The sequence below is a fragment of the Chryseobacterium nepalense genome, assembly GCF_023195755.1.
GTDB classification, from domain to species: domain Bacteria; phylum Bacteroidota; class Bacteroidia; order Flavobacteriales; family Weeksellaceae; genus Chryseobacterium; species Chryseobacterium nepalense.
Genome location: NZ_CP096203.1, coordinates 136,148 through 149,271 on the forward strand (window position 1 = coordinate 136,148; position 13,124 = coordinate 149,271).

A 13,124-nucleotide genomic window follows, 5' to 3' on the forward strand; every position below is an offset into this window, starting at 1 on the left:
AAACGCCAATAGGTTTAAAAGTGAGCTACCAAATCTTACCAAAGCAAAAGCTATTTGCTTTGGTTTTTTTATACTACTGAGAACAGTTCGAATTGTTTATTTATTTTAAAGATTTCAGATAAAATTCTTATATATTCACTTTATTCATTTCTTGATATTTCGAGGATTTTGTTTGTAACTTTAGCTTTTGGAAAATATAGAAGACAAAATGATCTTATCTCAAGTTTAGATTATAGTCATGAGTCAGTTGGACTAATTGAGTGTGGTTTGTAGGAAAATAATCCGATAAAAGTATAGAAAAGTACAATGTTACTTTAGGATTTTTTTCCATTACTGAGTCAAAGCCAATATTTTTAATAGGTAGATCTTTAAATTGAAGTAATTGTTTATAGACTTCATCTTTAAGTATTGATTGTAAACTATCCAACATCCATTTTAATTTCGGTTTTGATGGAAACGAGAGATAAATCTCACGGATATTCCCTTGATTTTCCTGTATCCAGTTTCCGAATAAGCGATTGTATGCCTTTCCATTTTTCAATACATCACAGAACTCTGTCAATTCAGGATGTATAAAGTTCATATTTTGTTTTGTAGTATCATTTAATCCAAATCGATAATAACATCTGTCAAAATTTTCTTTGTCTTTCCAGCGATAGGAGTGAATATAAGAATAACCTTCTTCATGGATATATAAGCACTTATAATCATCATCTGACTCAGGGATTCGAATTCCTTGGTACATTGATTTAAGAATACTTTCTTCCTGAATTTTTACTAAATTTTCTGATGTACCAACAAATCTTAGTAAATTACTCAATTCTCGAAAAGTTTCTTTTTGGCGGTCCGGATAAAGGTATATTGTTGGTTTATAACGTGAGATAAACTCATCTCTGCTGAATTGTACTGACCATTCCATCAGTTGTTTTATGTCTTTGCGATGTAAGGTTCTGAGCAGTTTATACGTGTTTTTCATAATTCAACGGAATAAAAGAGACTGCCTGGTAGAGACAGTCTCTGAATGTTTATCTTATGACCAGTGATCCCAATGTGAAGCGGCATGCCAGATGCTGGATGCTGCAGAACCAAAAGCTCCTCCAATGGATTCAAACGCAGATTTTATGGCATCATCTGCATATCCCACTCCCAGCATAATATCATGCACCGCATCTGGGGCCAGTCCAAAAACCGTATTCAGCGCCTGTGCCGTGTCCTGTGCTCCAATGCCAATTTCCTGGAATGCCTCCGCTACTACCTGGCTGGTAGCACCATATCCTTCTTCCATCGCCTGAGCGACCTCTGTCGCAGAATAGGAGAATGCATTGCCTATGTCACTTGCAATAGTAGAGGCACTGTATCCTACAGAATTCATGATATTCGCTGTTTCTGCCGCTGTTTTATTGTAAGCCTGTTTCAATCCCTGGGCAACATCTGAAACGCCATTTACTATAGCATTTTTAACATATCCGGCCCATTTTTCGGCATCATTGATGATATCCTGGAAGATTGATGACGCATTTTGAACAATATAGGTTTCAATAGCGCTTAATAATCCCGAAATACTTGAAATATTAAGGTCTGCCTCAAACGGTCCGAAATTCAGATTTAAACCTTCAAAATTAAATCCTCCTGATACCTGAAATGAGATTTCAGAAGCCGAGGTATTCAGAACTACACTTACTGCGCAGCCCGCATCCAAATGAATGGATCCTAAAGAGAAACCTGCAATGGACGGTAATGAAACATCAAAATCCAATCCGTAAGAAAAGGCTCCTGAAAAATTATGATAATCAGCCAGTTTGCAGGCCATTTTAGTTTCAAGTATCGCGCCGTAATCCATCTCAAAACTTATTCCGTCATTAGCGATGACAGCATCTATTTTATCATTCACCAATCCGAAAAGGCTTGCTGCTGCGTCCAGTGTAAAATACGGAGAAGAAGATGTGCTGACACTCATTTCCGGTCCGCCCGCAGATACAACTGTTTTATCTGTTGCATTTTTAATAGTCTGCTGGTCCAGTTTTGTTTTAGGTACTGCATTAATCGGAATCGGATTGCCGTTTTGATCTACTTTAATTGATGCTCCCTTTCCGTCTCCTGTAATGCTCAGGATATTTCCGAAATTCAGCGGTGCCATAGTGATCGTACCATGAACCCCTGTGTTAAGGTCAATCTGAAGATATCCGTAAAACTGTAAACCGAACAGATCCATCACTGCATTGAATCCATATCCCATCGGCGCAAGTGAGCCATCGGGCAGGACAACAGGTTCCATAGGGTTTTCAGCCCATCTGAATGAAAGATCTGTGAAGGAAACCGGAAGATCGATATTGTATGATGTATTGGTGAATAATGTTATAATTTCATTAAAATCCAGTTTAGGTACATAAAATGCGATATACAAAGGATTTGGGATTTCTTCTTCCATTTCGCAAACGACTGCAAAATTATCATCCGTTAAGGGTACCTGCCCCTGGTCTCCGATATGGAATGTACCTTCCAGTCCGATGGCAAAGCCTGGGGGTTCAAAAATTACACCGAGTCCTACGCCGAATGAATCGAAATGTAATCCTTTAATTCCCGGCGGAGTAAGCAAACTTGTGGTATTGCCTCTCAGATTTACCCCGATTTCGGCCTCAATATTATCAATAGTCATGGCAATATCTGCATCAATTTCCGGACTTCCAAACAGATTAAACGGAATGGTTGCCTTAATTTCAAAAACTACAAACTTGAAAAGCGGATTTAGCGACAGCAACATGGTAGGGTTGTCAATATCAAAAGTATTTCCTCCTCCAATCGGAATTTTCACTTCATCCATACTGAATTTCAAACAAGTCATACCGGTTGCCAATCCGTCGTTATAAACAAATTCAACTCCGAAATCAATAGTCGGATTTCCGATAAAAGACTGAATGATTCCCAATACACCGGAATCGAAGGTAACATCCGTAATGTTTAATTCGCCTCCGATAAATATTGCAGTATCTGTTTCGTTGCAGTTAAAGTGAGAGATGGTAACATCCGGAATGGACGAAGGCCAGCTGAAACCAAAATAATTGACTAATGTACTGAGGCTGTACACCTGATCCTGAGGTGGTGATTTTTGAGTCTGCGGGGTTCGGGCCAATGCCACCACAGCCAACATATAAGTGACAAAGGTAACTGTTTTATAATCCGTGGTTGACTGGAAAAACTGGTTTACCTGTGCTGCAGTTGCCTTCCCGTTTTTTATGAGTGCCTGAAACTGCACGACTTCCGGATTATCCGGCTGATCCTGCATTAGTTTAATAAATGCCTCCGTGCTGTTCATCGTATCCACATCGCTTTGCTGTACTTCGAAGGAAGCCGGCTGAGTGCCTAATGTAAAAAAACGGGTAAGGGGATTATTCTGATCATCAAAAACAATAAATGTTGAGATGGGTCCGTGAATCGGCGTAAACTCCTGGCTGCCACCTGCCGGTACGGTAACCAGCGGTGTAAGTGTTCCGAAAAAGTTGGCTAGACTTTTATCATCTTCGTTATTTTGAAAAGCATCAAAAATCTGAATACTTGCCGACAGATCATTTTTGATCGTCACAGATGGATATGTAGTGCTCATTGATTTATATTTTAGGATTATAATACTTCTGTTTCTTCAACACCGATCTCCGCTTCATATTCTTCTATTGAATTTGCTTTTTCCAGATTTTCATACTCCAGATCAATATTTTCCCATGTCGTGGCATCTGCAACTGCAGCATCAACAGCTGTATTGGTATTATTTAACTGAGTCTCCAGATTATTGTAATACGCTGCCTCAATGGTTTTTGATTCGTTCATTAGCTGATTTTTGGCAGCCTGAAATTCTTCCATCGCGGATTTTACTGCGATACCGCTTTCTACAGCAGCATTTGCATTCATATATTTTTCGATAAAATTTGAATAACTTTTGCTGAACTCTTCCGTGGGCACCATTCCTTCATCTGTAATCTGTTCTTTGATCGAATCAATAAGTCCGTCGGCTTCTTCTAAGCTTGAGTTTATATTTTCTTTTGACGGAAGTATTTCATTTTGTTTAATCTGAGCGACTTGTCTTTGTAAAGTTTTCAAAAGATCCTCATTGGTAATCTCATTGAAGGTTTTTCCCACTACTTTTGCAACCTGACCTTTGAGTACGGCAGACAATTCAGCGCCGGAAGCTGCAGACGAGGTCAGGACAATTCCTTTTTCTCCCAAAATGGCTTCATTAGCAAGCACTCCCAGATGTTTGTTTTGAATTCCTTCCGGAAAATGAGGATCACTGGTGACAGGGTTGCCACGATGAATATTTTTTACATTACCAAAAGAGGTATCATATGTAGTTGCTCCTGTTTTTGGTTCAGTTGGCAAATGTAAATATTCGTCTTTTTCAAGCTCATAACGAAGCTGTCCATCATCGACGCTCCATCTCTTAATATCAGTGGATAGGTCATTATCTGTAGTAAAACCCACATATCTGTTTTCTCTGTAAAAACTACCCGTATCACCTCCATCACTTCCTCCTCTTCCCAATTCCAAACGAATTCTTACAAATTTATGTGATACCGTATCATATTGGTAATAAGAAGAATATTTTGTACTTCCGGGTGCAAAGGTACCCTTGGAAGGATCTGTATTCCATGATATAATCATTTTTTTATTTTTTAAATTAATATTATTGCATTAGGAACTGTCTGAAGTTATATATAGTCATATATTCTTACAGATTCCTGATTTTTATAGTTCCGCCATTTCTTCTGCTTCAGGCCATTCCGAATCTTCATCTGCATCATACCCAGAATCATTTTCTTCATCATTCATATCATTTTCATAATCTTCCTGTGCCGTGTCAAGTGCATCTGAAGCTTCTGCAGCATCATTTACCGCATCAGCCGAATCCTGTAAAGATTGTGTTTCCCACTCCTGCATGCTGCTTTCACTTTGAGAAATCGTCTCTTCCATATTGCTGGCGGCTGATGAGAGTTCCTTGCTGGCATCGGAAAAATTTCCTTCCTCAATCTGGGCGCTGGCATCTTTAAAAGAGTTTTGTAAATCTGAAACTGCAGATTCATATTCCTCTGTAGGGGTAAATCCGTTTTCTACCTGCTCAGTTATTTCATTATTGATATCGGACATTGTATCTTCCATGGTTTGTGTCATGACGTCTTTCTGCATAGATTCTGAAATATCAGAATAAGAATCTGCTACGGAAGAGGCATCAGAATTAAATGTTTCTTCTTGTTGGCTGACTTCATTAACAATGTTCTCATCCGGAGTATTTTCAATTTCATTTTCTTCATTTTCATATTCATTTTCTGAGGTTGCTTTTTCTTTTGCCGATGCTAATTTTTCCTTAGCACTATCAAACATTTTTTTAGCAAATTCTCCCAGCATCAACAGTCCTACCAAAAGCCCGACACCCTGACAGATTTTTCCGAAAGTTGAATCAAATGAACTTTGTTTGTTTTTATCTGCCGGTTTGCCCGGAATCTGCCGGGCTGTCTGCGAAGAAACAACCGTTTTATTGGCGATGGTTCCCGTTAATGTAGGGCCCGCCAGGTAAGTGGAAACGGGCTGACCGTTTTGCATGGAGGTCTGAATGACATTCATCCAGACGGGCGTCAGGTTTACTGAAACATCATTTCCGGGATTACTGTCGCCTATGGTACCGTCTCCGTTCATAATGAGGGAAGTAGGTTGTGAATTTTCTGCATACACAGGATTTCCACTGGCATCCTGGGTGCACAATTTCAAAGTAGCCGAATTTTCAGAGGCTGTTGAAAGAATGTTGATTGTTCCCACCAAAACCGGGATATATCCGGTCGGTGCCGGATTCGGAGCCTGTTCATACATATAGAAAGGTCCCTGCCAGCCTGAGGTAAACATCTGTAACCAGCTCATTACTGCATTCCATGAACTTAAAGTACATGCTTTAAAGTTTTGTGTGGCAGCAAAAAAGCTGTTTACCGAAGCTGTACTTCCGCCCTTCAAAGCGGCATATAAATTCTTTGTCAGCGCCGAATTCGGGTTGGCCATCGCATAGCGGTGAAAAAGGAAAGATTGGATCATGGCATTCTGATCGTCATCCGTAATGGTAAAAACCAAAGGCGGCGGATTATCGAATGAAAACTGAACGGCTGCCATTACTTTAACCGGAAACTGGTAGAAATAAAGACTGCTCAGCTGATCAATGGTTCCCGTATACATTGCCTGTAATTGTGATGCTGCACGGATAGTCTGGATCGTACTGGTGCTTCCTGCGGGAATAGTGCCTAATTTCGTATAGGTATAAGGAACTGTTTGTCCGGTTGTACCCGGATTGAAAACATCATAAATATCAACCGGAATGGTTGAATTGTTTGTAATTTGAACGGTTGGGTTATTAGTGCTCATGATTAAAATGATTTGGATTAAATATTATTATGGATTAAAATTACGGGAACAGGATATTTTATTTTTCAGTAGTATTACCTCATTTATAAAGTAGTATTTATACTGATTTACAATCCAGTAAGTATTTATTCACTATCATGAAGTTATCAACTACTATACAAATTGATTAATTGCTCATAGCACTTAACAATATGTTCGAATCTGACAAAAATCTTGTCAGAGGTATCACAATTAAAATAATTGCTTTAATGGCTGAGGATAAATATTATATGGTCCGGGATTTCCTCTTAGTAACTACTCATTATCCAATAGGAACAGTTAAAGACTATCTTTATGAGCAGTCAAAATCGGGGAATCAATATTCCTGAGTTTTCAGAGTGTCTGTGGAACGATGCTTTTGCGGGGGAAAAAATTAGAATTTAATGTGAAACAATCAGATCAAAATCATTTCAGTATACCGGATCACCTTTTTGAATTTGGTTATATGGAGATTACGGAATGAAGAATCTTGGGCCTTAAAAAGGTCCTTATTTTATCGGATGGCATTAATTATCTTCAGGAAATAGCGATGCGTAGTGATTATGAACGGCATCTGTAAAAAGGTGCTCTTTCTTTCGGTTGATAGGTCAGTTTATCATAATAAATCTTTCTGGAAAATGACAAACCGTGGAATAATCTAATGTTTACTTATTATAAAGCCTAAGAATTTCTACCAGTTCGGGTACGGATCGGATTTTCAGCTTCTCAAACAGCCTGTTTTTGTAAGTGCTGACCGTTGAAGAATGGATATTCAGCTGATTAGAAATTTCTTTGAGAGGAAGACCTTCAGCAAGCTTATTGGCAATTTGCAGTTCGCGGTCTGATAACGCTTCAAAAGGAGAGTCTTTTGTGGCGCCGGTTAGTGATTCTAAAAACATTGCTTCTTTTACATTATCACTGAAATATCTGCCCTTATCAAGCATTGCCGTCACAGCATCCTTAACTACTTCAGGGGAGCTTTGCTTACTCAGGTAGCCACCGGCGCCCATCTTTAGGTAACGCATTGCATACAGCTCTTCATCTTGAGAAGAAAATATTAAAATTTTTAATTCAGGTTTATGAATTTTTATGTAATGTATTGCTTCCTGGACAGTACCATTAGGCATATTAACGTCCATAATAGCCAAATCAAATTCTTCTTTAAGAATTATCTTATACAGCGATTTATAATCCTCTACTTCTGAAATCAGGGCATCGGGCTTGAGTCGTTTGACCGTTTGTACCAGACCCATCCGGACAATACCATGATCATCTGCTACAACAATACGAACATTTAATTTTGAATCCTTCATGCCGTAAATTTAGATAAAAAAAGGGAAACAGTTCTATTACTTTCAGATGAAATAATACCATGTTTCTGCGCATTAAGGATATAAAATTTTTACAATTTTCAAACTTAATTCACTCAAAAAGTCGGATTTATTTTTACAAATTTACTTCTAAAGACAGAACGGCTAACAAATCGTCGGATATTTCAAAAAGCGCATCATAATTATCAGCTGTTGTTTTTCTTTACTCAAATATTATTTTATGCTTGAATCACGATATTAGTAACGAACTCTTTCTCTGATTTTTAGGAGTATTGTTAAATTGCCGTAAAGCTATAATAAACATTGATGGAGTAGGTGGTATTTTCCTTTCCTACCAAACTTTGAGCACCTGAAGGGAGTATGGTGTATGTTACGTTCAGTTCCCGGTCCAAAACCGGTGTTCCGTTAAAAAGTATTTTTTGGGGAGTTTTCGATAAGGCCGCATTTACAGAACTGCCATCTATCCCAATTTGTAATATGTTGGAATTGATGTCGGTCTGCAGACCGCCTTTCTTAAAATAATTTTCATCCGATTTTACATACAGTTCAAAACTTTCATTATTGGACAATATAATCTGGCTTGGAATCGTCTGTGACTGACCATTCGTGTAATGGGCAGCTGTATTAAAATTGAAGTTTACATTACGCCCGGAAGTGGGGATGGTGATCTCTGAGCGGGGAAGCACCTTTAACTGAACAGCGGTATTTTGCAAACTGTTAATCGAATTATCGGTACTTGCAGCATTGAAGTTCAACTCAAAAGTATAAGTTCCGGCTTCAAAAAAAAAGTTCCTAAAATCTTCAGCAGATACATAAAGCTCTGGCGTGAAGCTGTTTCTGTTTCCTGCTACAACACTGAAATTAGCAGCGGAAAAATTCTGAAAATTGGCAGATAAGGCTTTGGTTGTGAGTGCAGATCCATTACTGCCCAATTTAATGCTTGCTATACTTCTTGTTCCCGGAACTCCTTTAGAAGATGTGAACTGAATATTTGTGGCAGCAGTTTTCGCCCATAAATTAAAATCAACCGTATGCGCGATTTCCGCATTATCCAAACTGAACACCCGCGTGCCCGTAATCCGGTAATCATTCAAAGAAGATATTTCTATATATTTTGTTAAAGATGTTGTCAGCCACCTGACGGATGCAGGAATGACTAAAATCGTTTTAAAATTACGAGGGGTGAAATCATTGTAATTCTGAAGGATATCCATGGAGTAATTCCCAGCCCGGTAGGCATTGGCAGCAAACTGTGCGCCAGGGATTTTAAACGTAAAATTGATGTTTCCCTTGTTGAACCCTCCTCCAAAAATAATGGATCCGGGCGGTTCAAACCATCTTATGGCGCTTGTACTGAACGACTGAAAACCGGGCAAGGAACCCGAAAATCCGGTAGATGGCAGCTGTCCGCCCATGCTTTCCAACTGCCACAGAAGCGTAGAGCTGGGTAAAGTAAATGAAGAAGATGAGTGAGTAAAAGAAGGTCCGGACACGGAAGTAAAAGTAGGAGCTATTGGTGCAAGTCCAAAAAAGACATAATCCCAGTTTGTTCTGTTGGCGTTTACCATTACCCTTGTAGGTAAGGAAGTGAATTCACTTCTGTTAAAAATATTATTTTCCGGAATCGACAGGTACACATCCTGTGCTTTGGCTACTGTTAATCCGCATAACACTGTAAAAATTCCTATTAAAAAAGTCCTCATCTTTTTCATACCTTTAAATTTAAAACTTTTTCACCTTAATGGTGGTGTCTTTCTTCTTATATTCAAAAACCACAGTTTTTGAATAACCTTCTTTTGTCACCTGAATGGTTTGGGTGGGTTGTGTATAGCTGTATTTGTCATTTTCAATGTAGAGGTCATATTTCCCGTCTTTAAGGAAAAACTCAAACTCATTTTTTTGATTAACTACGGCGGTATAAATCATACCATTTTCACTTTTTGCATACACCACAATTCCGGTTACATCGGTTTCCAAATTATCATAAGCTTGTTTGATTTCTGTTAATTTCCCACTTACCCTGATGTTTTTCACCAAGCCTACTTTGCGGTTGATATTGCTATTTACCATAATCATAGGATCCATCATCAACCGGGCACCTGCACTTTCGTTCACCTTCAGGGTATACATACCTTCAGGCACATTCTGGAAAACTACTTTTCCGTTCTTATCGGTCATTGCAACAAAATTGTCCAGTTTCACTATTTCATTGGCTAGGATCTGTTCACCTGCCTCCAGAAGTCCATTGGAATTTTTATCTTCAAATAACTGGAACGTCACTTTATGGTTTCCAAGAGCCGTAGCTGCAGCAAAATATTTTTTAATTCCTACTCTGAACTGGTAATAACTGCCGCTGCTTGCATAAGAAGCCGTAGATTTATAACCGGAAAAATTAAAATAACCTGTGGTAGACCAGGAAGGAGAAATCTTATATTCCAGATTACCGGTTATATTGTTGTTTAGATTTTTATAAAGTTCCGAATAAGAAGTTCCGGCTGAAAAAGATCCAATCAGATTATTATTAAGCATCTGGAAATTATACGAGGCATATACATTGTAGTTGGCGAAATTACGGTCTGCACCGTCATAAGAATTTAAATCAAAAACATTGGTTGCATTCCATTGGGCTGTTCCGCTGAGGGAGAAGGATTTATATCTGTAAGACAAAGTTGTTTTCAGACTGTTGAACCAATCGGCTCTATTGTTTTCTTTTGAATAAGAATATTCCGCCGTCCAGTTTAATCCGTGGGCACCCACTGTAGTGCTGATATTGGCCTCCAGCCGGTAAGAAAAAAGTTCCCGTGATGTATAAAAATTGGCTGTTTTTTGTCTCTCCACCTTTGGAGACAGTAGAAAATTCCAATGTTTTACAGAAAACTGATATCCTGATCCTAGGGATTCCGTACTATTAAAATAATAACGCAAGTTGGCGGTATTCCCAAGTTGGATAGGTGCACTCTGGAAACTAAGGAACTCGGGGTCTACCTGTGAATTCTGATATTGTATAAAAGCGCGCTGAGAAGCAGAAAATTGGTGGCCAATACGCTGATTTGAGAAAAAAGATCCCCGTTTGATTCCTGCATAACTTTTGGTGGCAAAGGAATTAACAGACTGTAGGTCCCATTTTCCTATTTTTCCCTCGTAATTGGCTCCTACTGAAGCTCCTGCTTTTTCATCTTTATTTAAAAGGCCTTTTTCGTGGCTCAGTCCAGCTTCCGTGCGGATGGTGTGTTTATCATTAATTATAAATGATGTTACCGCGTTTGCCACCTGGGTATCGATATTAAAGCGCGGATCATGGTCGAATATATAAGATACTTTTCCATTAAAGGTTTTAGTATTCCCAAAGTTATATTTGGCACCTGCCATGGTAGATCCTTCTGTTTGCTGAAAATAAGTACCATACAGGTTATAATTATTTTCCAGCGCAAGAATTTCAATCTGGTTATTTTTACCAAATTTAGTAGAAAGTTTCCCGCCTCTCCCGAAAACCGGGTAGTCGTAATCTGTACTATTAACATTCCCCACCCGTAATGCCGTATTTTTTCTCTCCAGTTCCAGCCAGGTATCATACAGGTTATAACGGCTGTCTTCAACATAGTAATCTGCGCCGATATTGAACCGCGATTTCAGATTTTCGGTCACCCGAAACGCTGTGTTTCCTCTCAGTTGAAGAAAATTAAAACCAGAACTGTTTTCGTTATAGCTAATTTCTGCAAAATTACTTCCGTTCACTGCTTCATTTCCCCGGGCAATTTGTCTGTTGTTTGATAAGATGACTAAGTGGAGCGTGTTGCTTCCCACGATTTCATTAGTAAGCAGGTTTGTAACGATTGCATTAATACTAAATTCTGGAAAAAGCGTATTCTGTTTTCTGACCGCAATTTTGATCTCAATTGTTTGTTTTTCTAAACCTTCCAGTGATAAGGTTTGCTGTTTAGGCATCATTTCCAAACCATCAGGAATGGATTGCAAATCAATCTTAACGGTTTGTTTACTGTAGCCTTGGTTTTCTACAGTCAGCAGAATTGAAGAGTCGGGCGCAGCAGGATTAATGAAGTTTTCGTATGCTGCCGTATAAATTGCAATGTTTTTATTCTCGTCTTTTTTAACGAAGAACGAGGCGCTTTCAGTTTTGGTAACTGTTGGGCTGGTATACGAAACCTGGAATTGGATTTTATTGGATCTCAGCTTCATAAAATCCACATTGGCGATCAGTTTCACAGGAAAATTCTTAGACTGACCCGCTCCTAAAGTAAAGTCATTTTTTGGATAAAAAAGCAATCCCGGATATTTTTCATCAGGTATGATATTCTGAATGGTAATCTCTTCAGAACTTTTATTATCAATGACCAAAAAATTAGTAAAAGTAGAGCCTTTTTCAACAGCCATGCTGTCGTTTTCAAAATGGATTTGAATATCCTTCTTTTCCTGTGCAAAGGCCAGCGAAAAGTGCAGAAGAACAAATACAAAAACTAAGATTGTTCTTTTTATGATTGACATCGATATTCCATTTTGGGAGTTCAAGACTTATTTTTAAAATTTAAAGTTTTTTTCGCCTACGCGTAAATCATTGGATCCTGCCATTTTGATAATAGCCACGCCAAGGAAATTCCCTGAAATGTTTTCTGGTAAAGAAAATTGAACGGTCTGATTGGTATCGGGAAGCATGGAGATGGAGATTGCAGGTAATTTTATTTCCTTACCATTGTCTGTATTGGTCAGTTCAAACTCTACAGTAGCATCATTAATGGTATTTCCATCATTATGAATACTTACTGCTACTTTCCTGTTTGTTGCATTCTCTTTGCTTACCTCTGAAATATTGGTTATATCCAAACTTTTTATATTGTTTCCCATTGGAGTATAAAATATGTGAAGTCCCACCTCAAACAATGTGATAACACCAATCCCGTTTTGAGCACGTGCCTGATCTGCCTGTTGAGGAAGTTGGGTGAAAAATAACATACTGTTTGTAACGGCAGACTTTGATGCGTTTGCCGGAATCTGCATGGTTACGACGATCTCTTTTGTACTTCTTGCAGGAACTGTGACAGTATTTTCTAAAGTGGATACCCAAGAGGCATTGGAAGTTTTTGAACTGCCTGCATCAAGATAAACCTTATTTCCATCTTCTTCTCTAATCCAATCTTTATAGTTGAGATTAAAAACATAATCCTTATCCGAGCTGTTTTGAAGCGTGACTGTCTGTGCCACTTTTTCTCCTGGATTACCGGTGAAAAATAATCGGGTAGGGGACATAGAAATACTTTGTGCCAGAAGTAAAGAAGACCCTGTGAAGATAAAAATGAAAAGGTAAATAAACTTGTGCATGGTGTAAATTGTTTAAAAATAAAAGATTCCCAAAACTACTGAAAACTT

8 protein-coding genes are annotated in these 13,124 nt (G+C 38.5%); all 8 read right to left on the minus strand.

The features are described from left to right. Positions 1-214: 214 nt before the first annotated feature. Complete coding sequence (locus tag M0D58_RS00550) at positions 215-976, minus strand: hypothetical protein (protein WP_248392648.1); 762 nt, start codon at positions 974-976, stop codon at positions 215-217. A gap of 54 nt (positions 977-1,030) precedes the next feature. Next, complete coding sequence (locus tag M0D58_RS00555; protein ID WP_248392651.1) at positions 1,031-3,601, minus strand: phage tail tape measure protein; 2,571 nt, start codon at positions 3,599-3,601, stop codon at positions 1,031-1,033. A 17-nt stretch (positions 3,602-3,618) separates the two neighbouring features. Beyond that, the gene (locus M0D58_RS00560; protein WP_248392653.1) at positions 3,619-4,653 is read right to left on the minus strand and encodes a hypothetical protein; all 1,035 of its coding nucleotides are present in this window, start codon (positions 4,651-4,653) and stop codon (positions 3,619-3,621) included. 84 nt (positions 4,654-4,737) lie between these two features. Further along, positions 4,738-6,393, minus strand: coding sequence for a hypothetical protein (locus M0D58_RS00565; protein ID WP_248392656.1), 1,656 nt, complete (start codon positions 6,391-6,393; stop codon positions 4,738-4,740). A 683-nt stretch (positions 6,394-7,076) separates the two neighbouring features. Continuing rightward, entirely contained in the window at positions 7,077-7,724 is a 648-nt protein-coding gene (locus M0D58_RS00570) for a response regulator (RefSeq protein ID WP_248392658.1), read from the minus strand. Between the two features lie 293 nt (positions 7,725-8,017). Beyond that, complete coding sequence (locus M0D58_RS00575; RefSeq protein WP_248392660.1) at positions 8,018-9,454, minus strand: hypothetical protein; 1,437 nt, start codon at positions 9,452-9,454, stop codon at positions 8,018-8,020. Between the two features lie 10 nt (positions 9,455-9,464). Next, entirely contained in the window at positions 9,465-12,245 is a 2,781-nt protein-coding gene (locus tag M0D58_RS00580) for a hypothetical protein (RefSeq protein WP_248392662.1), read from the minus strand. A 33-nt stretch (positions 12,246-12,278) separates the two neighbouring features. Beyond that, the gene (locus M0D58_RS00585) at positions 12,279-13,076 is read right to left on the minus strand and encodes a fimbrial biogenesis chaperone (RefSeq protein WP_248392664.1); all 798 of its coding nucleotides are present in this window, start codon (positions 13,074-13,076) and stop codon (positions 12,279-12,281) included. Between the last annotated feature and the right edge of the window lie 48 nt (positions 13,077-13,124).

Bases quoted from the DNA above. Each gene is read 5' to 3' on its own strand.
- M0D58_RS00550 (WP_248392648.1), bottom strand. From the start codon at position 976: ATGAAAAACACGTATAAACTGCTCAGAACCTTACATCGCAAAGACATA.
- M0D58_RS00555 (WP_248392651.1), bottom strand. From the start codon at position 3,601: ATGAGCACTACATATCCATCTGTGACGATCAAAAATGATCTGTCGGCA.
- M0D58_RS00560 (WP_248392653.1), bottom strand. From the start codon at position 4,653: ATGATTATATCATGGAATACAGATCCTTCCAAGGGTACCTTTGCACCC.
- M0D58_RS00565 (WP_248392656.1), bottom strand. From the start codon at position 6,393: ATGAGCACTAATAACCCAACCGTTCAAATTACAAACAATTCAACCATT.
- M0D58_RS00570 (WP_248392658.1), bottom strand. From the start codon at position 7,724: ATGAAGGATTCAAAATTAAATGTTCGTATTGTTGTAGCAGATGATCAT.
- M0D58_RS00575 (WP_248392660.1), bottom strand. From the start codon at position 9,454: ATGAAAAAGATGAGGACTTTTTTAATAGGAATTTTTACAGTGTTATGC.
- M0D58_RS00580 (WP_248392662.1), bottom strand. From the start codon at position 12,245: ATGTCAATCATAAAAAGAACAATCTTAGTTTTTGTATTTGTTCTTCTG.
- M0D58_RS00585 (WP_248392664.1), bottom strand. From the start codon at position 13,076: ATGCACAAGTTTATTTACCTTTTCATTTTTATCTTCACAGGGTCTTCT.